We start from the raw sequence: 21650 nt of genomic DNA, 5'->3' as shown, positions 1-21650 counted from the left end.
ACCGCCGCTATTCCATTCTTGTCCTTACGGTTCTACTCCTACAGTAAATGTGTTAGTAGATATATCAAATGTTCCTGCTACTGCATCACCCTTACCACCGATTTTGATTGTATTGGATACGTTGTTTCCCGCATCACCACCAGTATTGACCACAGACACAGCACACTTGCGCCGATACGCTTTATACACACCTGCAGAAATATTATCTTTTAATCTAAGCCTTACATAAAATGATTCTGCACTGGTTCCTGTAGGCAGGGTATCAACGAGTGTATCAATACAATCCTGCATATCATCGTCAATACAATCTTCTTTCGCAACCTCAATGGAGGGGGTATAGGATTTAACCTCTGTATTACCGTTTGCCTGATTAATCCACTGGCTTGTACCTTCCTCTGGATTAAATTCCTCGGTCAAGGAAGAAACCCCATCACCAATAAGCGCATAATCAGTTTCTTTTCCCATAGAGGTATCAAAATAATGTTGTAACTCTTCTCTCTTCATAATCCACTACTCCTTTATATATTTGATTGCAATAGTCATCTGATAAAGACTATTGTTCGTTTCCGTCTTACCGATATAAAACGGAGTTGTTACACTAATCGCTTGGGTTTTCATTCCAATATCAGGATAATTTCTTATCTTGTCCTGCTCATTAACCCATTCTGTCAGTGATTCTCCAAAACCGTTATTTTCTATGCGGTCTGTATTTGTCTGACTGGCTAGACGTGCCATGATAGCATAATGCTCTGTAATTTCCTGTTTACCGGATAAGTATTTCTTAGCATTCTGCACCGGTTCTTTTATTAATGAGTAGGATTCCACTTCGGCACTCTGGATATCTGTATCTATGTGGCTCATCTTCCGATATTCGTCTAAATCAAACGTTTTTAACCATTTAATAATCTCTTGTGATATCGTCACTTCTTAACAATCCTCCTCGCTCCATCCTCAAGTTCTTCCATTCCACCATCCTGCAAATATCTATCAGCCCAATATCCGCCACGTGTAGGCTCGCCCTGAAAGTGGTACTCTGGATGATAATATAACCTTCTTGCATAAGGCGTTTCCCATACCACATCGGTATCATTTTCAATGCGGCAACTGTTAATCAGTCTACCCGGATACTCGTATTTTTCAGCCACATCCAAAGGAACAAATCGCTGAACATTTTTCATAAATTCTTTTGTGACGAACTGCTGAACCCTTCCTTTTTCATCGATTCCAAGCGTTTCCATACAATCATCAAGGTTAAATCTAATTTCACAGTCAAAACCCACTACTTACCCACCGCCTTTATATGTTTCAGTCTTGGACGATTACGGTTATCAGATACCGCCGTGACCGTGACTGCATATTGGAAATCTTTCTGCAAATCCGACAACTTATATTGCCGCGATATCTCATGATTCGACTCCCCAAGCACGAGCATGTCTTGCCCCGTTTTGGCATCCAAAGTCCAATAGTCTGTAACTTCTTCGGAGGATAGCTTTCTGTACTCATTCGGTGGCAAATACGCCTTATTTCCATAGGCTCTAGTAAAGTCTATGGTGATTCTTTCTACCTTGCTCTCTGTCTGTACTCCGTTGGAAGTAGACACTTCACTTTTGTTATGACTCCACTGTACGCCTTTTATTATGGTACGATTCCAGACCTCTTTTTCTGTCTCAGGGTGCCGGAAGAAGTTATAGACGGTCATGATATCGGTAAACAGCACACTCATAACGCACCTACCAATCCCGTACCACTTAAGCCGCTCCGTACAATATTCAACAACTGTGCTTCCTTTTCGGCTGCTGTGGTGATTTTATAGGACTCCGAATACCCATCGTTACTTACTGACGATATGCCGGTCCCCATGCCGGAAGTTTCCTGAACGTAAAGAGCATTTATCAGCTCACATACCGTTTGCTGTATCTGCAAATGAATCAGCTTGTGAAAATCTGTTGCCGCATCTTCCTGATATTCATCCTCAAACCGTCTTGCCCTCATGTGAGTAACAGTATCAAGCTTGATTCCGGCCTTTGTATTTAAGCGTTCAAACTCCGCCTTATCCGTCACTTCTGTAAAAAGGGAGCTATAATACTCCCACGTTATGTAAGGCATTACCTCTCCCTCCTTTTTATTCTGTAGGCTGAATTTTGATGTCGTTCAATATTCCGGCCATCTTGGTATTTTTAAGTACAACACCGGCCACAAGCTCCGCCTCACCAGTCTTTACAGCTCCGGGAGCGTTTAAATCAGGCAGATAAGACTTAATGATTGCGCTAGTTTCTTTAGGAGATATACCGTGGAAAGCATCTAAGCCTATTTTTAAGGCAATGAGCGAAGAATTTCCTGTCGCATCATCAGTAGATACACAGTTAACCTCTTTATTTGATGTTCCATCGTAATACTTTCCGGCATCTAACATTGGTATTCCCTTGTAAGTGGTTACATCACGACCAAAATCATCCTTAGTACGTTCGTAATAGCCCATTTTCTGTCCAATATACTGCATAATCGCAATCATATCCCCATTCATCAGCAACATATCAGGCTTATCACCCAACCCCTGTAGCCATTTGTTAATCATGAGTACGAAAGAAAACATATACTTATCTATCATTTCTACTGTAGTCAAATCAATCGCTTCTGCAGATTTCTCAGTAGAAGAACCGGATAGCAGCTTTCTGATGCCGTCAAAGTTGCACTTCTTAAATCCGTTTGAGTTCGAAGTCGAGCCGTTTACAACAAGATAATGGAACAAGTTAGATGCTGCTTTAATCTTCTGCTTCATCTGGAAATCAATTTCATCAATCGCGCCGGATGTGTTCTGTAATACTCGGTCAATCTTGAACGAACCACCGAAAATATCTAAATCAGCCGTTTTCTTTACTCTCTTTGCCTCATTGTTCTCGTATTCCGTATTAATATCACGTCTTTCAGCCGTAGAAGGTGTCTGGAGCTGAACATATCCATATGTCAGTGTACTTCCGCCGGTTCCCGGCGATACCGCATCATCAAATATTAACTTATCCAGAAGGAAGGAGTCCCTGCGGAACTCATCTACTACGTTCTGATTTACTTTGTCAGCCATGCCGACTTTTGCTTCTGCTAATGTAATAGCCATATCAAATCTCCTTTATTTATAATTATTGTTTGTAATGCTCTGCAATAGCACCCTTTAGTGTTTCTGCTGTCGGTGTAGTTCCCTTTTGCACATGACCTACAATGTCACCCGTTCCCACCGGCTTAGCTTCTGGCTCACCGAACATGCCTTTTGTAACATCGTCCTCTGATAATGACTTAATGGCTGCCGCCACATCATCTTTCTGGTTTTTGGATGATTTCAAGGTATCAATATCCAATAGCTTCATGATTTTTTCAGAGTCTTTACCTTTGGCCGATATAATACTTTCTTTCAAAAGATTATTAAACTCGCGATCAGCCAACTCAGAAGCGTGTTCTGCGTCCTTTTTCTCCAAGTTCAATTTCAATTCAGCTATTTCCTTGTTAAGTGCTTCTGGATTAACGCCTTTAAACTTTTCTAAGGCAGATTCCGTGGCTTCTATCTTTTCAGTAGCAACACTCAAATCATCCTTCGACTTTTGCAAATCATCTTTTAATGGCTGCATATCAGCATTATTGAGATCACACACACTGTCAATCTGCTCTTTGGTTAATCCTAACTTTTCTAAATCTTCTCTTTTCATCTTCTTTCTCCTTTTAACGATATTTTTAACGAGGTCTATCACCCTCTGGATTTTCACACAACAGAAAAGAGCCGTTACAATCAATCCCTCTTAGGAATTAACTATACGGCTCTTAGGCTCTATTGTTATTATGGATTCTTGTTTGCACCTTTTACAGTACCCCGGAAAGTTCTCTACTTTCGTATCTTGCCGGAATGGGAAAAGCTTTCCTCTTCCGCACTTCGGGCATATGTACCATTTATAACCCTGCATAGGCACCACCCTTTTTCATAACTACTATTTATATTATCTATATTCATTATAACTACTAGTTATGTTAATTGCAATAGTTAAATTCAGGAAAATGCCATTTCCTTATATTTTTTCCATGCCTCTGTTTTCTTTAGATTTGCCGTACCACTCTCATACCTCATCTTGGTTGTTTTTGCCGGAACGTTGCATGCCTTACAAAAATCAGCATACTCCGATGTCCTGCGCTTGATTCTAGCGTCTATTTCTGTGCTATCCATGCCAAGTTGCCTTAATGCTTCTTTTTCCCTCTTTAAGGCTCTTACGGAACGTTCCATTGACCGCATTTTCTGCGTCATGGCGTAGTAATCATAGGTCTTTCCATTTATAGTGACTGGCTCCGGTTCCGGCTGCTCTTTGGGTAAGGTAGACACTCCTTCAAACCACGGATGATGATTATGTCGGCAATTATACCCATACATTCCCAACGGGTCATTTACATGATTACCATCCACACTATAGCCTGTGGCATACCATAGAGACATAATGCGATCTTGCCCTATCCGCTTTGCCTCTTGGCTATAATCATTACCATCTTTTACAAAATATACTTTCCCTTGCCACTGTTCATGGTTTGCGTGTCCTATACCAGTATTACGCGCTCCCCAATGTTTGGAAACATAGACAAGGTTCTCCCCGGTCTGTTTTATATTCTCGTCCAACACTTTCCCCGCCAACTGATGGCAGCCTGTGCGAATAGCAAGTCTGGCGGCGGTGTCAAGTTGCATGGAATAACCGGATGCATAATCAATAGAACGAAGTCCGCTCTGTGCAAGATCATGTACTACATCACGGAGTACCTTGTCCTGGCTAAATGTCCCAGAACAGATTTTTATAACAGCCTTATCTAACTCCCTTTTATATGCATTCTCAATGCCCTCATATCCGCTCATCATCTTAAAGCCGGTGGTTTGTGTCATGTTCTTCAATTCTCCGGCGGTCTGTACGGCGAAAGATTCCACCAACTGATGAAGAAAAGAGTTATCGCTCAGGCTCTTCCCTGCATCCTTCCACACAGAAAGGTCATTTATCCAGGACATATTCCCGGCATTCGCCACAATCTCATCATTTGCCCTATAAGCTTCTCTCGTTATCTTGTTTATGATGTTACGCACTTCTCGCTTATATTCCATTGTATTTTTTGCGACTGCTTTGCGATATTTTTGGTCTGCATTCAGAAGCTTCATGGCCTCTTTACGGATTCTAGCCGGACTATACCCTAATTTCTGCATGGATATAGCCTGTAACTCGGCGGTACGAGTATAAGTCAGTGTTTTCCCTATCCGGCGCGAAATATCCGCAATGACCTCTTTTTCCAGATATTGAAATAATGGTTGTATCGCTTCTGATAAAATTTCCAACTGTTCTTCTGATAACATAAATACTCCTTATTTTTTAAACGGCACCCACTACAATGTAATGAGTGCCATCTTGGAGGAAACAATCTATAGTCAACAGGCAAGCGAAAGGAGGAACTTACCCGCTATGAATCATTAATCTTCATCTTCTCCGTCTGCGCCCTGCTCTTCTTCCTGTTTCTGAATAACAAGAGCCGCCGCCTCTTCTTCGGTCAAGTTATAGGCTTCCATGAGATACCATACGGTGAGTTGTGGGATATCGAAGGAAAGAGCATCATTCCTTTTGCGCTCTAATTCCGCTTCCCTGTCTGTGATATAGCTATCATCAAAATCCACAAGTATATCTGCATCAAGATTGTGGCTCGTGCTATGGAAGGTATTGGAAAACCACATCACCGCCCGGCATATATCTTGTATGTACCGTGTAGCCTCCTGCCTCTGTCTGTTCAGTTCCTGCATCTGGTCTTGGCGTTCCCCGATGTACTCGGTTGCCGTGGTGATCTGCCCGCCCTCGAAACTGTACTTCTTTGTACCGTATCCAAACATCATCGATAGAAGTGATAAGCATAGTTCAAATGCCTTTGTAATCTGCTCGATACGGATTTCCGGGTTGTACTCATGGATTACATCTTTTTCATCCGGTAACTTCTCCCCTAAAATGACAAACAACTTTTTCTGCTCCGGTGTTAGATTCGGCTTACCGTCTGAACCAAACTCACAAAGGAGTTCATTTATCAAAATTATCTTTTCCGCCTTGTCCAAATCACTAAATAATACATTATAAGCAAGTTCCAATGCCTTTAGGATAGGAATTGCATTTTTCAACTTCGGAAGTCCATATCCCTCCATATTATCAAGGTTATTTACTTCTGCATTCCGCATCACTGCAAAAGGTTTCACATCCCCCAAAGTAACTGTAATTTCATTTTCTGTTATCTCGGTCCCTTTATCATCAAACACATGGGTTTCCGCTGTATAAATATCATTCTCATTCTTGAGGAATAATACAAGCGTAGTCTGTTTCTTTCCTGCCTTTAGAGAACTTCCTGAGAAAGCCGCTTCCTGAACAATATCATTTTCCACGGTCAGCGGAATAAAACAGTCAGCTTCCACATAATTCAGCTTTATGGTTCCGTCTTTTACCTTGCCGTTATCTAATAGAGTTGCATTATCCAGCCGTATATAACAAGCCACAGTTCCGGTTGCCGATGTCTTTTCCAACTGCTTGCGGTATTGAGTATTGAACTCACTGGAAGATAAGGTAGTATTTACAAAATCCGCTTGCTCCCCATCTCCGGCGTTAATCTCCAACACCTCACATAGATTTGCATCATCAGAGCAACATCGTTTCGCAAAGTTCAAACGGTTAAGGTCGTAAGATACTCCTTGTATGGTTCTTCTTTTGTGAAATCCATCTATAGGGCGATTAGCATACCAATCATCACACTCCTTAATTACCTGCATGGCATCATCATTTACCGTATATCCTTTTTTACTGATGAAATCTTTGATAAATCCTTCCATGTTCTTCTCCTATCTATCCAAATCAATAAACTCGACGAAATCAAGCCATGTATAACAGAAAGCATCCCACCAATCGTTAATGTTTCCGATGTTCTTATCCTCTGGCTTATCCGGGTGCTTCTCATCCCACCGCAAAGAACCGATTGCTTTCCTCAAGTTAATACACCTACGGTTTATTTTTAGTCTGCCGGTATTAAGCAATAAATCTACGGTCTTCGGCCGCTCTGATACTTCATTCTTCCGGCACCCTTTAATATTCCGATATGGTAGTCCGGCTCGCTTCGCTGCACTTCTCAGGCTGTTAATCATGGTTGTGGCTGCGCTATCCGGGAATACCCAATCTGGAACTTGGCCATATTTATCTATTATCATCTGATAGAATTCAATAAACTTGTCACATATCTTATCGGAATCTACGTCTTCCGTTATTGGCAATCCATCCTCTTCTAATAATCTTAAGTCATGATACCTATTCAAATACCCGGTTGCGGTAAATGTTGTCTTGGAACCATTACCTCCAAAATCAATCCCTATTATCAGTTTGAAGAAACGCTTTATCAATTTTCTATCTTTATTAAAAATCTCTGAATCATCAAATAAATATGGTTCGTTATCATCGGCGAATTTACGGAATATGATACCGGATGCCAATACCCATAACCCTAATATAAAACGGTCATAGAACACGCCTGTGTACATTCGCTTATAGCGGTCTATGATTCTCTGTGATAAACTTAAGTTATCTTCCATCGTAAAATGGATTCGAATTAAGTTCTTATCTGTAAGCTTATCTATCCACTCCAATTTGAAGTAGTGGTCTGGTCCTTCCGGATTACAATTGAACCAATACTTTGAGCCATCTACAGAACAACGCCCGGTTGCCTGATTTACAAAGGATTCCGGCATCAAAGCTACTTCATCGAAGAATACTCCGGCCAGGGTAATTCCCTGTATTAAGTCCTGAGAACCTTCGTCTTTACCGCCAAAGTAATAAAAGGTATTTTCTATATCACCCTTTCGGACAATCATATAACTATCACTTCGGTGTTCTTCGACTTCATACCCTCGCGACTTAAGGATTTTCTTAAGTTGCTTAATTACGTTACGCTGCAGAGACTGAATCGTCTTTCCGCATAGTGCGAAATTCTCATCCTCAAAAGTTTCCATCGCCCACATGACAAAAGAGAACGACATAACCGTTGTCTTACCGGAACGGATAGATCCATCTGCAATGATTCCGTCCTTATCCTGATATGGGCTACCATCCATCCACCATTCAAGCACTGCCTTTTGTTTTAAGGAAAAGGGGGAAAACTTAAACGGTGCATTTTTCTTCTTACTCATCTATTACACCTTCTATATTTTTGAAGGTTTCGGCTGCCTGTCCTTTCAATGCTTCAAGGAATCCGTCTGATTCAAATTCTACCTTTCCTCCAAATTCTCTTTTATCTCTCCACTGATCGGGCCTGCGATTCTTCAACCAAAATATTTGCGCTGTAGTGTCAGGTACTACTTGCTTTACTGTAACTGTCACCTTCTTACCGTCTTTTTCACTAACTGTTGTTGCAGTTTCGGTATACTCATACCCCAGCGCTCTTTTTAGCAGAGCATTTTCCACCTGTATATCAACTACTTCCTTGCCCCTTTTTAAGGACTCACATATCTCACTGTATTTCTTTTTCCATTCATATAAGGTCTTAGCTGTAATTCCCATATTGGAAGCTATCTGCTCATCAGTAAGACCATCCCTGGCCCATGCTTCCAACAATATTAAATTGTCCGGCTCAAGCCACTTATGATACTTACCTATCGCCACATTTACACCACCTTTATAAAATAAAAAGAGCCAGCATGCAGATTGCTCTACATATTGGCTCATTGGCTCTATTTCTGTTATGTTGTTATAGGTATATTATAACTTATGGTTATGTTGGTGTCAAATAAAAAGCATTATTAAATTACCACCACCCAAATATGCAATACCCTGCCTTAATCTGGCTTCTCGCACCTCTCAAATTCATATACCCAAACCCACGGATTCGATGCAAATTTCTGCCAGTCCTCTTTTACCGTAGAATCCCACAACTCTTCAAAACGGTTTACAACACGATAGTTTATCGGTCCACTCGTCGTAATTATCCCGGTCGTATCAATCCCCTCTCTAATCATGTCCTCTATCGTCATATCGCGCATACATTCCGCTCTTACATCTGTAACCTTAAGCCATATACGGGCGGCTTCTTTTGGCATGTGGATTGAGGGGCGCCATCTAGGAAAATCACATTCGTGTATTCCGTCGCTGTGCATATAACTCTTGGCACCATTCGGATAATCTGCGCGATAGAGGTAATACGTGGCGTTGCTTTCCGGGTTGTCATCCGAGTAATTTCCCCATGTTTCTCTCACATAAAGGATATCGCCCATTTGATACTGCGGATATATTCTCTCTCTTATTGGGTCAAAGTCGTATAGATATGCCGGGTTTTCATTAACTTCAAAGAATCCGTAGGGTTGCGGCTTAATTAATCTTCGCGTAACTGTCTTTCTCCCGCCCAGTATTGCTTTCGTCATTTCTGTATTGAATAATATTGGTAATATTCTACTCATTTTTACCCTCCCATTCTGCGCAATAATAGTCATATTCCGTTTCAATCCCGCACATTTCGGATTCCTCATTGCCACACGTCCATTCGCTTTTTATGCGCGTTATATAAATACATGTTCCACATACTTCATCCATCCACTCCACCGCCTTTCACTAAGTTGGTAACATCATTTTTACTCACAAATTCTCCGGCAGTGGTTTGAAGCGGAAAGAGATTATCTATCCGTTTGACGACCTTATCCACGTCATAGGCGATTGGCAAATTTTCAACCTCGTCTTTCGTAAAGAGCATTTTATCACCATGATTCTTTTTCAACTCCTCCAATTCCCTGCACTTCTCGGCATATAGCTTGTCTATCTCCCTTATCCGCTCAGGAGTGACTTCGAGGTTTTCATATACGCCCAATGCATTAAAACACTCCTGTATGGCGCAATTTTCACAGTCGTTTTCGCACTCTTCTTCGCAGGATGCGCAATCATCCGCCTCTCCGGACCGATTTACGGTACATATCTTTTTTGGCACATATTGACCGGCATATTCTATTGTTAATCTATCCATACCTACACCTCCAACAATTCCGGATTATCAATCCGGTTTCCCATTTTTACAATCCTATCGTGCCAATAACTCAATCCGGCATAGCTACTTGATTTTAATTGTTTTCCCATGAATCCTGTATCGCGCCATACCACTTCATAAAGGATTTTTTCATCTCCAAGATGGAATATATCATGCTCGTATAATCCAGTTTCCCCGGTACACTGGCAGAGTGTCGCAGGGTCTATCTCGAGCGCTAAAAATCTCACACAACCTTCTTCTCCGACTTTATCGCTTTCATTTACACTATTTCCTACCGCGTGGATAAAGACCTGTCCGGTCACGCCATCATCTATACGGTTTCCTGCTACCCATTCCCCGTTATCCACTCTCTTTGCTTTGTATAAATATCTATCTTCCATCCCTCAATCCTCCCTTACTAAACTATTAATATCAACCGTAATTCCGTCAAATTTCCCCGTCTGCATATATATCGCTGTGTCAAACATGCTTATGCCTGACTTGCTCAACGCTACGGAGCAGTTATTGTCTATAAGCGTCCTGCGGAGTACCTCGAAGGCAAGTTGTAGGGATTGTTTTGTTTCCTCGGTCATCATTAGTCCTCCTTCGGCTTGTAAGGCTGAGGTAATGGCTGCCATGCGATAACATTTATGGTGTCATATGTATCTGCCGTAAACCATACGCCCTCTTGATAAAATGCCACTGATACGGGCACGTCACGATTGTCTGTGTAGCAGAGTACATGCTTGTGCAGTGTATCTCCGTCCTCGTCAGTAATTTCCCATTCTTTTCCGGCCGGTAACCGCTTGCCACACGGAATCCAACCGTTGTTATATTCCCTCAAAACTCTGCGAACAACTTTCAACGCGTCCGCAACTCCCGCGGCTCTTTCGTCCAAAATATCGGATTTATCAAAAATACAGTCTGCGCCGACCTCTGACACCTTTCGCGATTCAGCTGTAATTTTGACTTTCAATTCCCTTAATTCTTTTATCATTTTTTCAAATGCTTCCTGCATACCTCATCCTCCTATATCTACGCATATCCTATTGTGCCTCCATGCTCAACCCAATACTTCCCATAGTTTCCATATTGAAAGACTTTTCCAGCGAGAGGACTTTCTGCTATCAAAGTAATAATTCCACTCTCATCATAGCCATTTTCCTTTGCAGTCTGCATCACTTCTGCAAATGTATAATCACACTCTCTTCCTACAAGAAACTCTTCAATACATTTATCTCCAAAAATAATTTTTATTAAATCTGCGTACCCGATAATGTCGGTATCCTTTATATCCATTTTTCATCCTCCTATCTCCACCACCCACACTGGTTAGGCGAGGTACGGTGGGTTAAAAATCAAATGCAACCGCTATAACTAGATTCCGCATATAACCAGCCAACATCCTTGCGACATGGGTACATATTCTTAAATTTTGGCATGTATTCAAATTGCTCTGGCGGTCCATACTTGAATTCTTGTTGTTCCATGAATTTCTTTATATTCTTCGCGTTATCTTCAACTATGTGTTCATATGTCATAAATTCTTTCACGTACAGCAACCCATTCCCAATACGAGCATAAAAGGCTTTTAATTCTCGATTATCGCACTCTCTGATATAGCGATATGCAATCACTTCATCGGCTTTGATATTTTCCCCTAGTATCACCTCATGACTATTTATATAGGCTTCTGCAACTTCTAAAGCAACCTTATATTCTGTAAAAATATCAACACTTAGGCGACTATTTAATGCGACACCATAGCATCCATCTTTTATTTTCAGCCGATACCCTCTATCACCATCACCACATAACCATGATTTTTCATCATATACATTGTATTTTATGATATCTCCGCGCCGTACTCGGTATATAACCTGTCCGACATTTAACAATATGGGAGGTATTTTTTGTTCATCTGGCTGGCATACAATATCAAACATACTAATTTGTCCATCACATATGTAATCAAAAGCACTCATCATCAACCACCACCTTTATAAACCTAAATCCCTTTGCTTTACCGCTTAATCCTTTACTGATCGCGGAGTATACATCATTGCTTGTCATATCGAAATGCTTTGCTAATGCACTGGCAGTATCTTCAACCGCTAGTGGCAATTCGTATTCATCTGTTGTTACTGCCATGTACATATTTATTACCTATGGGAAAACCGAACGTTCTAATCCTGCAGGAGTTTTTGCTTCCCTTTCTAAAATTATTAACTGATATTATTCATTGGAAGAATAACCTTTATATTTTGCTTTTCTTTCCTTCTTCCCGTTCTGATGATTACGGGTTTATCAGGGTTTCTTATATCGATTTCTACAATTGATCTCCAATTCACTACGGTATTTTTCGCCGCCTTCATAACATCTTCCAAATAAGCGGCATTAAGACCTATCGTCCTTATAGGAGCATCTTTTTGCATATCTTCTAATAGTTCTCCAACCTTGTAATACTCACCTTCCGGCTGCACACACCCTACTATGAATTCTCCTATCCGTATCAATAATTTCCCTTCTACAAGTTCCAGTTCCGCATTATCAGAGTTTTTTGCTATGATCGGAATCTTCGGAGATATATAGCATTGGAAAGACTCATCCGCTTCCATCAGCTTTCCATATTCAATTGATATTCGATGACCGTCCAATGCCTCCGCCCTAATTTCCATTGCTTCTGCATCAACTACCACATGTATGTATTGCATCAATTTATTAACGGTATTGCATGAACTCCTTGTAAATCTTTTTGTATTATCAATGAGCCTCTTAAAATCCTTTGCGTCTAATATTGCTTTCAAACTTCATCCCTCCTATAAACTCATAATATCCGGCGTATCAAACACCGCGTCTATAACATCCACGTATCTCTTGCCACTCATTTCCACCCTTTCCGGCGCTTTCCTCGGCGCGGCATAGGTCAGCTTGCTTTCGTCAATTTCCGACTCCGCATAGGTATCACGCATGGAATTTTTTCCACATCCGGCTTCTTTCAACTTCTCGCAAATCCTCGGTATTGAGAAATCTGTGGCTCTGCTAATCTCACCTAATTTCTTGCCCTCGAGACGCATCTGTATCATTTGCTGTAGATAATCGTCTATATTCCTTCTACGGAAGACGCCGGCTTTTCTAAGCATGGTCTTTACGCTATCCACCTTATAGTCTAATTCACTTGCTATTTCTTCAATTGGCGTTCCTGCTTCGTACATAGAACGCATTTTCTTTAAAATTTCTTCTGTTGATTTTCTCATATCATTTTGGAATAAAAGCGCTTTTGTGTCCGGACAAAACTCTTGCTCCTTTCTAAAATCTCAGTTTTGTTATACGCGATACACCCTGCCAAATTACCAATTAGGTCTAATGTGTTGCTTGCCTGACTTTTTGTCATAAGGTCTAACAAACTTTTTTTCATTCTCATAGATATTTGTTTCTCCCGTGATTTTATATGCTCTTTCGCAGGCATCAGCCATAAGCTTTCCCCAAAAGATATATTCATGTCCGTCTTTTCCTTTGATTTTATAACCGTATGTAACAAATTTTTCTAAAATACCTCTTATTTTACGCTCTTTTTCTTTTACTCTTTTCATATAAATCATATCCTTTCTTAGTTAAATTTTAAGTTACTGCAACAAAAAATCTACCAACTTAAATTAGTCAGTAGATTTTTTTACTTCTTGCATATTCCTGCATCATATTAAAATATTTTTCCCAATATGGCTCATAGCATGGATGTTTACATAACATATCGTAAATTTGCGCTATCTCCTCCTGATTACAGATTGATAGATACATCGTAGTTTTTCCAACCGTTCTCTGTGGCGTTTTTATTGTTGTACCACACACTCTTGATATTAGCTCGTTCAACTCATCAATCAAGTATATGTTTCCGAAAACCCTCAGTCTTACCTTTTTATATTTCCTACTTCTATTCCTCCCATAGTATGCTGTTTGCCAATCCACAGAAGAATGCATTTCTAAGTATGCTCGAAGGAACTCGGCATCGGCAGATACAGGTATGTGACGTTCGTCCGCATTCCGGGGAGACCATCCCATTTCCCGCAGCTCACTTTCTTCCATTCGAAACTTAAGTACATATTGTTTCCTGTCACTTGTACCTACCTGCTCATAAATAGTTCTCCCTACAATCTCTTGTATCTTTTCTAGGAAATACTTTTCAGAATGTCGGATAATCATTCTGTTTTCCGAAAAGTTTCCGCATCCCCATAGTATTCCCAGTGAGTAATTATCCATTTTTTTGTCCTGCCAAGGTCAGCAAATATTCGATTACATCCCCATTCGATTTCATCTTTGAGTTCTTCATCTTATCTAAGGTATCTTTTGCTGCTGGTGATATGTCCGCTGAAATTTTCACCTTTTCTTCATCAACTTTTCCGAATATAGATTCGTATTCATCTGCCGTAAGATTATCCTCTGCCCACCTTTGTGCCTGTGCTATGGTATAAGGTTTTATAACAGCTCCACCCGAAGACGAATTACCTGCATGAACCGCATATTGACTCATCGGGCCTCCCGCCCCATGTAGAAAGTAATTTCCGCTCTTGGTTCTATACAACTCTTCTTCCCAGTATCCAAAATCAGTTGGAGAGAGGTTGCTGTAAGCAGCTCCCAAATATTTCGCCGTTTCAGTGTCGTACCTCTTGCCTTCGATTACCTTATTCATATTTAAGCCACCTCCACGTAATAAGTTATAAAACAATACCGGGTGCTGTTAGGGTTATGTGTTTTGATTGTATATCCTTTTCCGAAACGACCATTATATTCCTCTTTAATCCCTTCACTTTTAACTGATACATATCCCTGACATAATGCTGTGTGTAATTTTTTCATTCTTAGTTCCTCCCTTTGAGTTGTGTTCTGATTTATAATCTTATTATAGAGCAATATATTATTTTTGTCAATACTTTTTATAGTAATATATTATTTTACTCAAAACGAGTTACCACTGACTAATATTAAGTTTTCAATGTGCAATATGTTGGCTAAATTTCAGTTTAGTAAATCACCACAGCTTATTGAACAGTCCTTTGTTCACGACATTTTCCTTTAGTCGATAATACCTAGGGTTTTTACGTTCTAAGTGTTCAATAGCCGTATCTAAACAATCTCTGAGTTTCTTTTGATTGGTAAACATATCAGATGTTTCTACTGAATAACTAATTCCGTTTATTGAAAAACATCTATATATTCTAAAATACCAGTGATATTCACCAAATTCATCCGCACAATCTTTTTCGAAACTATATATCTCTTTCTTAAATAAAATCTTAGCCATCTTGCTTTCTCCTTCAACTCTCAGGTTAAGTTACATAATTTTATAACCACCACTCATACCACTTTAATTTTGGCAAGTTTTTTTCGAGCCCTTTACTTTTACAGTATTCTCTCGCTTTATAAACGCTTATAGGTCTTGCTATTAACAAATTTAAAATTACTCCTATTACAAAACACACCAGCACTGTCACTATTCGATTACCTCCACTTCGAAATTTTTAATGTCCGCTCCGTTCCATCGGATACACTCTATTAAGCAAGATAGATACCCTTTGCAAGTCGTTGAATCAAATACTTTCATTTCATTCTGAAATACAGGGTCAAATTCGCTTTCGGCATGCAGTGCGTATCCAATGCTCCTACCGCTTTTGCAATAACTCTCATTTTCAATAAACTCCTTAAGATATTTACCATCTACTTTAATTGCATATTTTTTCAGCTTTTTCATTCTATTTTTTCCCGTCTCGTTCACGTTATGAAATAATCAGTTAACTTCTAATTTACTCATCATCCATGTGTTTCCCCGCTTCATAAATCGCATTCGCAACCGCGTAGGCGAGGATGATTGCTATTGTTGTTACCGTTGCGAGAAGTATCATGATATTTCTCCTTGCGATTTCTCATATACTGTGAGGGCATATATCGCGTCAAGAAGCTCATCTTCATCCATAGCCGTCAATTCCTCAAGAATCTCCTTTTCGCTTTCTTCAAGGTCTGGAAGCGCGCGTAATACTTGCCCCTCGAGGGAGTCGGCACAGTGAGTATTCCGCTCTTCCCATACCTCGGTAAATTCCATGCCCATAAAGGTTAATGTTTTGGATAATATTCCATCCTTGATTTCCATTTTATAACTTGCCATTATTCATCCTCCACTACTTCAAAATGCTGTCTCAAATCTTCCTCAGTAACCTCAATCCACCCAAAGCCATCAGCACCGCCGACGCATTCAAGATGAACCTCTCCGCCGAGTAAGTTACTATCGTCCTCACGCATCCATGTTGAGCCAATCGGTACGCAATTATATTCTCCGGTAGAGAAACAATGTTCATCGTATTTTTCTAGCCAAATTTCTTTAATGCATTTATATTCCATCATTTCTCCTTAATCGATAGTCCCTATTTCAACCGGAATCCACATTTTAGGATTGAAATTCAGCGTGTATTTATATTGCGAAACGTCGTTGATATCCAAATCCTCTACGATGTACGTCACGTTATCACTTAGTCCAACAAAATGCTTTTTATAATTCTTGTTTTCATCTTCCACGATGATTTCAAGCTGATTATCTGCGGTATCTGCTGTTATGGACATTTTCCCCGTCATTTGGAATAAAACATCTCCCTCGATGCAATTAATAACAGTGAGCTGCCGTACCACGTTGAAATTATCCGCCTCCTGCGATAGATTGTAGGAAACTCTTTGAGCTTCCGTTTCGCACCCGGTTAATACCATCGTCATAACTGCCATTAATAAAACAAGTAATATAATTTTTTTCATTGTGTTTGCTCCTTTCCCGCCATATAGAATGGCTTGCGCTTGTTGACCTTCTTGGCATAATCGGATGCGCCTTTTTCCATCTGATCATAACTGCGGTCCGTAGCTGATTTTTTTATATGTCTTTTTTGAATGCTGGAATTATCCCTGTACATTCCTACCCTCCAATCATCGTATCTTCAAAAGTTCTTTTTCCAAGGAATCGAAGTCGTAATCATGTTGCTGGAACTTGTTAAATTCATTTTCCTTTTTCGCTGGTGGATTCGGCTTTTTATATTTCTCCGGAAGATATTTTTCAAATACTGCCTCCGACAACCACCGGGAAGGCGTTTTGATGAACTGATCTTGTCGGTTAAGGATTTTACAATACTCCGCATAGTTCTTTGCCGCGGTAATCAAATCATCCTCAGTATAATTTCCCGTCCGCATCACATCCACATACGCCCTTTCAGTAGCGCACTTATTATCATCAAGCGGATAGCAGGTATAAAATTCTTCAAACCGCACCAAAGGACTCAAAGGGGGTTTGGGGGATATATATTCTTCCCTTCTTTCTTTCTTCCCTTCTTCTATTGTTGTCGTTAGTTTGTCGTTAGAATGTCGGTTGCCTGTCTCTTGATTGACGTTCTGTGTGTCGTTTGCTTGATATGAATTGTAGTTAACTACCGTAAATACGCTGTATTTGTTGTGTCCTTTGCTTGTCACTTCGCCTGTCGTTTTTAAGTGAGAAATTGCGGTTCTTATTTCCCTTTCTGTAAGCATGGTTTCATCTGACAGGCTGCGAATGGATGAAACAAAAGAACCACGCGGTATAACTTTTCCTTCAAATTTACCATCCTTCCAGTTCGCTTTCAGCAGCATGTGTAAAAATAAAACCTTGGTATTTATGTTCTTGTACCACTCCCAATCAAGGATAGAACGATTGATTTTTATGTAGTTTCCATCCTGCATATCGTCTCATCATCACCGCCTATTCTATTTCTTCTATTTCCACTCTGATATACGGCTCTCCGTCAGTGTAAATAAACTCATGGGTAAAGTTTCGGACGTATTTAGGGCTATCATCTGGAATTACCTGGCAGTCCCGAAGCGCATCCTCTATAAATTTATCTGCTAAAGAAAATATATTTCCTCGATCTCTCTTTGCGCCTTTTCTCGGCTCTGCGAAAGTGTAATGCAGTATGACCGGACTTGTGGTCTTATAACGCTTCAAATCACGCCTTATCGCGTTTATAATAACCATGACATACTGTTTCTTATATCTTCCTCCGGCACGTGGATTACATCCGATTGCTTCAAGATACTGGTTAAGGCTGGGGAGCGTCTTGTCTCCGCAAAAAGCTCCCCGGATTGTAAAGGACACCCTACCAGAATGACACATTGTATCGTTTCCTGAAATTTTCTCTTGCATCATCCAGTGACACCCCCTTTGTACATTCGTTCCTCTCATAAATAGCCTGTCCTAACATCTTTGACAGTTTCTCCGCCATAGAGTTATCATGCACCCTGCCCACTTTCTCGCCCATTGTATGGCATTTGCCGCAAATAGGTGCTTTTAGCCCATCTTCTTCCGCTAATTTTCTTCGACCGTTACCGAATATCAAATGATGCTCACCACTTATATTTGCCGTTCCACAGAAAAAGCAGTAGTCTTTGTACGCATCCTGTACTACAGTTGACTTACTCATATGTTCACCATCAGTTCATCCGACCAGATAGAATGTGTTAGCACCTTTGTATGTTTGCAATAGTTACAATCTCGTCTTTCACATCGTACCGGGGCATATTCACCCTCTTTAACTGCTAAAATAGATGGAACATTTTTTTCTACCTCTGAAAGTGCAGCATCCATAAGCGACTGTTCAACCTGTATAATATCAATATCAGGAAACTCTTCTTTAGAGACAGCAGCAATTTTGAAAGGGAGTTTCTTTCCGGTATTGATTTCAACAACTTTCTGGTATATTGCACCCTGTATGTCGTAACCCCAATTGCGGATAAAATCCATATATCCAAAATCTGCAGAGTAAAAGCGCTCACCCAAAGACTTCATCGTCTTTAAATCAACAATCAATGTATCTGGAAAATAGGAATCCATTTTTATCTTCCATTTTGCTCCAAACAACTCACCGCTCATAATAATTTGTTTTTCTCCTGCCATATGTGCCATAAAATATTCATCACGTTCAATTCGGTTTATTACCTCCTCTGCCCGTCTATATTCAGCTTTCAAAGTTCCTTTCTGTGTAAAAATATCTGGATTTTGTGCACGGAATAAATCAAGAGTCCCCTCGAAATGAGCATCTACATAGGAGCCAACCATAAGAGCTGTACTCTTACCATCCATCCATTCATTGCTTAACTCTGCCATCGCCTTTGCTTCGCACCCTACTCTTCCTAGGCAACCAACAAACCTTTTATATTGGGAAACGGAAAGGTATTCCCTATCCGCTTCCTTCGAAAAATAATTTTCCGCAGTTAATTTCATTTAAATATTTCCTCCGTTTCCTGCATGATCTTTAATGGCTCTGCCGTATCTAATCGCTGTGGTTTCGATATATCCTCAACCTCTCCTTCAACGTAAACACCCATCAGTGCATTTGGAATATATACTCTTGCAAAAAATGTGGCTGCTCTGTATGCCAACATCTGTTCCGGCATTGTTTTCCACTTACTTCCGCTTTTACCGTGCCAGCCTTCCTCTTTTGCCATTTTTATAGTTATATCTGTTCCAGTGATAATTTCTCCTGTATCCATGCTGATAGCTTCTATTCTGCATCCTCTTTCATCTGAATTCTTTTCCCCAAAATAGACAGGTTTCACATTTCTGTATTTTCCACTTGCAATAATAAGTGACATACAAGCCTGTCCGCTCCATGACGGCTTACCCTGCACTACATATAAATTTTGCATTACCATCATAGGGCTAACTCCCATTCTATTTGCCATATCTACGGCAATGGTACAATCCATAGGTTTTCCTTGATATGCTTGCGGAACTAGGGTAGACGATGCAAACATTTTTCCAATATCATACATATCTTTAAAATTTTCTATAGTAGAAAAAACACCGTTTGATAACTCGTGTTTTTGTTCTTGTAAAACTAAATCTGTATTATCCATATACCCTCCTACAGTTCAACAACTGTTAAATCTTCATCATCTGTTGTCCTTGTGGCAATAAACTGCAAGCCTTTATTCTTACATTTTTCATAAAGCCGTTCTTTCCATTCTGTGGAAAGTCGTTCTACTCCATCAATGAGAATAATCTGCAGCCCTTTCGGATTTTGTATTGCTACATCAATGCAAAGATCGAGTTTTTCACCATCTGAAAGATTTGATATAGGCAGACCATTAATAAGCGGTGTACCATCATTTACCGTAAGACCTTCAATGGGAATGTTACAGTTTGCAAGAATCTCCCCCGGAAGAGAACGTGCTTTTTCAATGAGATTTGTGAGGTTTTGTGTTTTATATGCAAGTTCTTCCACTTCATTTTGAAGATGAATCATCCGGTGATATTCATTAATATGGGCTTTCATTTTTTCCATCTCTTCTGCCTGCGAAACCAGCTCCGATACATCTTCAACTTCTTTATCCTTAAATTCCTTATACGCTTCTACCTCAGCGTCATATTGAGCCACATTAGCTTCATACTCCTTTTCGATAACGGCCATTTTATCCGATTGCTTATCCAAAAGACCATCTTTTTCAAGTTCCCATGCTTTGATTTGTTCCTGGTACCGGATAATATCTTTCTCTATCTGCACCTTACGGTTTTCAAATTCTCTGTTCAGAGCAGCCGCTTTAATTTCTCTGTCTGCTTCAAATTTACGCACCTTGCTATCCCGGCTATCAAGCAATGTTTTTGCCTTTGTTATCGTTTCGTTATCCTTCCGAATTCGCTCAATTTTTTGGTACAGTTCGCCTATATTGGCAGTTTCCCAAGTGTTCACATCATAATTAGGAGGGATATTATCTGCAATTTCCTGTATGAATGCCTTTTTATTACGGATATCCCTGCTGATATCCGTACGATTACGGAAATACTCCCCATTCTCTGACTGGATATCGTTTAAGACGCATAAAATATTTTGGTCGTAACTTACCCATGATGGGATTTCGCCAAACCATTCTTTGATTTTCTTCATATCCCACGGATACTCAATCATATCTAAAATAATTGCATTCTGTTGCTTCTCTGTCATTCCCATAAATTCTACCGGATTTAACTGAAGATCCGTAAAAACATCCTTGAGAAATGTTTCAGGACTTCCAACTTCTGCCCCGTTATTCTTCACCGACTTGTAATCAGCCTGATTAGTGCGAGCCTTTCGGTTAATCCTCAATCCGGTATCCGTTTCTATAAGGATTTCCCCCTCCAATGCACCATTCTTTACTATGTACTTACGGTCTGACTTGTTTTTAAGAGCATATTTAATGGCATCAAGAACTGAGGTTTTCCCTGTTCCATTCTTGCCGGATAATTCAATACTGCTCCCATCCCCTTCGTATTCCGTTATTCCGAAGAGATTTCTTATCCTTATTTTTGTTATATTCATTTCACTACCTCCAATTCCATCTGATAAGATGGGCTATTCATTATTTTCACAACGGTATCAGAGCGAAGTTGCTCTTGCTTCTCTTCTTCTCGGCAATCAAGGCATGTGCCGCCGATTATCTCACCGTTGTCACAGTTTGCTTTGCATCTCTTACATATAATCATTGATTTTTTCCTTCCCCTATGCTAAATTAAACATAGGTATAACATTACGAGTGTTATTCTTTAGGTTCTGATGCCGTCCAAAGCATATCAGGACCTATTTCTT

General features: G+C 40.1%; 39 protein-coding genes. All 39 read right to left on the bottom strand.

From position 1 onward, the window contains the following. Positions 1–24: 24 nt before the first annotated feature. Positions 25–504: a hypothetical protein gene (locus tag RBB56_RS10225; protein WP_306718797.1), complete on the bottom strand. Its 480-nt coding sequence runs from the start codon at positions 502–504 to the stop codon at positions 25–27. A 6-nt stretch (positions 505–510) separates the two neighbouring features. Continuing rightward, positions 511–924, bottom strand: a complete 414-nt coding sequence (locus RBB56_RS10220) for a hypothetical protein (protein ID WP_306718795.1) — start codon at positions 922–924, stop codon at positions 511–513. Then, complete coding sequence (locus RBB56_RS10215) at positions 921–1280, bottom strand: minor capsid protein (RefSeq protein ID WP_306718793.1); 360 nt, start codon at positions 1278–1280, stop codon at positions 921–923. The genes RBB56_RS10220 and RBB56_RS10215 overlap by 4 nt, the downstream gene beginning before the upstream one ends. Next, positions 1280–1723, bottom strand: coding sequence for a hypothetical protein (locus RBB56_RS10210; protein ID WP_306718792.1), 444 nt, complete (start codon positions 1721–1723; stop codon positions 1280–1282). The genes RBB56_RS10215 and RBB56_RS10210 overlap by 1 nt, the downstream gene beginning before the upstream one ends. Continuing rightward, positions 1720–2106, bottom strand: a complete 387-nt coding sequence (locus RBB56_RS10205; RefSeq protein ID WP_306718790.1) for a hypothetical protein — start codon at positions 2104–2106, stop codon at positions 1720–1722. The genes RBB56_RS10210 and RBB56_RS10205 overlap by 4 nt, the downstream gene beginning before the upstream one ends. A gap of 16 nt (positions 2107–2122) precedes the next feature. Continuing rightward, positions 2123–3112 carry a major capsid protein gene (locus RBB56_RS10200; protein ID WP_306718788.1) on the bottom strand — a complete coding sequence of 330 codons (990 nt, stop codon included), beginning with the start codon at positions 3110–3112 and terminating at the stop codon, positions 2123–2125. 22 nt (positions 3113–3134) lie between these two features. Continuing rightward, positions 3135–3695: a phage scaffolding protein gene (locus RBB56_RS10195; RefSeq protein WP_306718785.1), complete on the bottom strand. Its 561-nt coding sequence runs from the start codon at positions 3693–3695 to the stop codon at positions 3135–3137. Between the two features lie 90 nt (positions 3696–3785). Beyond that, on the bottom strand, positions 3786–3947 hold the full coding sequence (locus tag RBB56_RS18620; RefSeq protein ID WP_442905403.1) for a cysteine-rich KTR domain-containing protein: 162 nt from the start codon (positions 3945–3947) through the stop codon (positions 3786–3788). An 83-nt stretch (positions 3948–4030) separates the two neighbouring features. Next, the gene (locus RBB56_RS10190) at positions 4031–5362 is read right to left on the bottom strand and encodes a phage minor capsid protein (protein ID WP_306718784.1); all 1332 of its coding nucleotides are present in this window, start codon (positions 5360–5362) and stop codon (positions 4031–4033) included. A gap of 114 nt (positions 5363–5476) precedes the next feature. Continuing rightward, positions 5477–6865, bottom strand: a complete 1389-nt coding sequence (locus tag RBB56_RS10185; RefSeq protein ID WP_306718782.1) for a phage portal protein — start codon at positions 6863–6865, stop codon at positions 5477–5479. Between the two features lie 9 nt (positions 6866–6874). Next, positions 6875–8209: a PBSX family phage terminase large subunit gene (locus tag RBB56_RS10180; RefSeq protein WP_306718781.1), complete on the bottom strand. Its 1335-nt coding sequence runs from the start codon at positions 8207–8209 to the stop codon at positions 6875–6877. Beyond that, positions 8202–8744, bottom strand: coding sequence for a transposase (locus RBB56_RS10175; RefSeq protein WP_331525500.1), 543 nt, complete (start codon positions 8742–8744; stop codon positions 8202–8204). The genes RBB56_RS10180 and RBB56_RS10175 overlap by 8 nt, the downstream gene beginning before the upstream one ends. 110 nt (positions 8745–8854) lie before the next feature. Then, positions 8855–9472 (bottom strand): hypothetical protein, encoded by a 618-nt coding sequence (locus tag RBB56_RS10170; RefSeq protein ID WP_306718780.1) that lies wholly within the window; start codon positions 9470–9472, stop codon positions 8855–8857. Positions 9473–9597: 125 nt separating this feature from the next. Further along, on the bottom strand, positions 9598–10029 hold the full coding sequence (locus tag RBB56_RS10165) for a hypothetical protein (RefSeq protein ID WP_306718779.1): 432 nt from the start codon (positions 10027–10029) through the stop codon (positions 9598–9600). Between the two features lie 2 nt (positions 10030–10031). Next, a complete protein-coding gene (locus tag RBB56_RS10160) occupies positions 10032–10430 on the bottom strand; it encodes a hypothetical protein (RefSeq protein ID WP_306718777.1) in 399 nt (132 codons plus the stop codon). Positions 10431–10433: 3 nt separating this feature from the next. Further along, complete coding sequence (locus RBB56_RS10155; RefSeq protein WP_306718775.1) at positions 10434–10622, bottom strand: hypothetical protein; 189 nt, start codon at positions 10620–10622, stop codon at positions 10434–10436. Between the two features lie 2 nt (positions 10623–10624). Further along, entirely contained in the window at positions 10625–11047 is a 423-nt protein-coding gene (locus tag RBB56_RS10150) for a hypothetical protein (protein ID WP_306718774.1), read from the bottom strand. 17 nt (positions 11048–11064) lie between these two features. Further along, a complete protein-coding gene (locus RBB56_RS10145; protein ID WP_306718772.1) occupies positions 11065–11328 on the bottom strand; it encodes a hypothetical protein in 264 nt (87 codons plus the stop codon). 59 nt (positions 11329–11387) lie between these two features. Continuing rightward, positions 11388–12017 (bottom strand): hypothetical protein, encoded by a 630-nt coding sequence (locus tag RBB56_RS10140; RefSeq protein ID WP_306718771.1) that lies wholly within the window; start codon positions 12015–12017, stop codon positions 11388–11390. Next, entirely contained in the window at positions 12001–12180 is a 180-nt protein-coding gene (locus RBB56_RS10135) for a hypothetical protein (protein ID WP_306718769.1), read from the bottom strand. The genes RBB56_RS10140 and RBB56_RS10135 overlap by 17 nt, the downstream gene beginning before the upstream one ends. Positions 12181–12254: 74 nt before the next feature. Further along, positions 12255–12836, bottom strand: a complete 582-nt coding sequence (locus tag RBB56_RS10130) for a hypothetical protein (RefSeq protein ID WP_306718768.1) — start codon at positions 12834–12836, stop codon at positions 12255–12257. A 12-nt stretch (positions 12837–12848) separates the two neighbouring features. Beyond that, positions 12849–13286 (bottom strand): hypothetical protein, encoded by a 438-nt coding sequence (locus tag RBB56_RS10125; protein ID WP_306718766.1) that lies wholly within the window; start codon positions 13284–13286, stop codon positions 12849–12851. A gap of 93 nt (positions 13287–13379) precedes the next feature. Further along, positions 13380–13622: a hypothetical protein gene (locus tag RBB56_RS10120; protein WP_306718765.1), complete on the bottom strand. Its 243-nt coding sequence runs from the start codon at positions 13620–13622 to the stop codon at positions 13380–13382. 67 nt (positions 13623–13689) lie between these two features. Beyond that, positions 13690–14286 (bottom strand): hypothetical protein, encoded by a 597-nt coding sequence (locus RBB56_RS10115; protein WP_306718764.1) that lies wholly within the window; start codon positions 14284–14286, stop codon positions 13690–13692. Continuing rightward, entirely contained in the window at positions 14279–14716 is a 438-nt protein-coding gene (locus RBB56_RS10110; protein WP_306718762.1) for a hypothetical protein, read from the bottom strand. The genes RBB56_RS10115 and RBB56_RS10110 overlap by 8 nt, the downstream gene beginning before the upstream one ends. A gap of 2 nt (positions 14717–14718) precedes the next feature. Continuing rightward, positions 14719–14883: a hypothetical protein gene (locus RBB56_RS10105; RefSeq protein ID WP_306718761.1), complete on the bottom strand. Its 165-nt coding sequence runs from the start codon at positions 14881–14883 to the stop codon at positions 14719–14721. A 172-nt stretch (positions 14884–15055) separates the two neighbouring features. Beyond that, complete coding sequence (locus tag RBB56_RS10100; protein ID WP_306718760.1) at positions 15056–15328, bottom strand: hypothetical protein; 273 nt, start codon at positions 15326–15328, stop codon at positions 15056–15058. Between the two features lie 189 nt (positions 15329–15517). After that, positions 15518–15775, bottom strand: a complete 258-nt coding sequence (locus RBB56_RS10095; RefSeq protein WP_306718759.1) for a hypothetical protein — start codon at positions 15773–15775, stop codon at positions 15518–15520. A 147-nt stretch (positions 15776–15922) separates the two neighbouring features. Next, entirely contained in the window at positions 15923–16186 is a 264-nt protein-coding gene (locus tag RBB56_RS10090; RefSeq protein WP_306718757.1) for a hypothetical protein, read from the bottom strand. Further along, positions 16186–16422, bottom strand: a complete 237-nt coding sequence (locus RBB56_RS10085; RefSeq protein WP_306718756.1) for a hypothetical protein — start codon at positions 16420–16422, stop codon at positions 16186–16188. The genes RBB56_RS10090 and RBB56_RS10085 overlap by 1 nt, the downstream gene beginning before the upstream one ends. Before the next feature lie 6 nt (positions 16423–16428). After that, positions 16429–16824 (bottom strand): beta-sandwich lipoprotein, encoded by a 396-nt coding sequence (locus tag RBB56_RS10080; protein ID WP_306718755.1) that lies wholly within the window; start codon positions 16822–16824, stop codon positions 16429–16431. Further along, positions 16821–16976 carry a hypothetical protein gene (locus RBB56_RS10075; RefSeq protein ID WP_306718754.1) on the bottom strand — a complete coding sequence of 52 codons (156 nt, stop codon included), beginning with the start codon at positions 16974–16976 and terminating at the stop codon, positions 16821–16823. Before RBB56_RS10075 ends, RBB56_RS10080 begins: the two co-directional genes overlap by 4 nt. 13 nt (positions 16977–16989) lie before the next feature. Further along, positions 16990–17772 carry a hypothetical protein gene (locus RBB56_RS10070; protein WP_306718752.1) on the bottom strand — a complete coding sequence of 261 codons (783 nt, stop codon included), beginning with the start codon at positions 17770–17772 and terminating at the stop codon, positions 16990–16992. Between the two features lie 19 nt (positions 17773–17791). Continuing rightward, complete coding sequence (locus RBB56_RS10065; RefSeq protein WP_306718751.1) at positions 17792–18235, bottom strand: hypothetical protein; 444 nt, start codon at positions 18233–18235, stop codon at positions 17792–17794. Beyond that, positions 18186–18509: a hypothetical protein gene (locus RBB56_RS10060; RefSeq protein WP_306718750.1), complete on the bottom strand. Its 324-nt coding sequence runs from the start codon at positions 18507–18509 to the stop codon at positions 18186–18188. Before RBB56_RS10060 ends, RBB56_RS10065 begins: the two co-directional genes overlap by 50 nt. Beyond that, the gene (locus RBB56_RS10055) at positions 18506–19309 is read right to left on the bottom strand and encodes a PD-(D/E)XK nuclease-like domain-containing protein (RefSeq protein WP_306718749.1); all 804 of its coding nucleotides are present in this window, start codon (positions 19307–19309) and stop codon (positions 18506–18508) included. The genes RBB56_RS10060 and RBB56_RS10055 overlap by 4 nt, the downstream gene beginning before the upstream one ends. Continuing rightward, entirely contained in the window at positions 19306–19944 is a 639-nt protein-coding gene (locus RBB56_RS10050) for a hypothetical protein (protein WP_306718748.1), read from the bottom strand. Before RBB56_RS10050 ends, RBB56_RS10055 begins: the two co-directional genes overlap by 4 nt. An 8-nt stretch (positions 19945–19952) precedes the next feature. Beyond that, the gene (locus RBB56_RS10045; protein WP_306718746.1) at positions 19953–21383 is read right to left on the bottom strand and encodes a hypothetical protein; all 1431 of its coding nucleotides are present in this window, start codon (positions 21381–21383) and stop codon (positions 19953–19955) included. Beyond that, on the bottom strand, positions 21380–21547 hold the full coding sequence (locus RBB56_RS10040) for a hypothetical protein (RefSeq protein WP_306718744.1): 168 nt from the start codon (positions 21545–21547) through the stop codon (positions 21380–21382). Before RBB56_RS10040 ends, RBB56_RS10045 begins: the two co-directional genes overlap by 4 nt. Positions 21548–21650: the final 103 nt, after the last annotated feature.

The sequence above is a fragment of the Kineothrix sp. MB12-C1 genome (assembly GCF_030863805.1).
In the GTDB taxonomy this organism is placed as follows: Bacteria; Bacillota; Clostridia; order Lachnospirales; family Lachnospiraceae; genus Kineothrix.
This window is presented reverse-complemented; position numbering and strand designations above follow the sequence as displayed.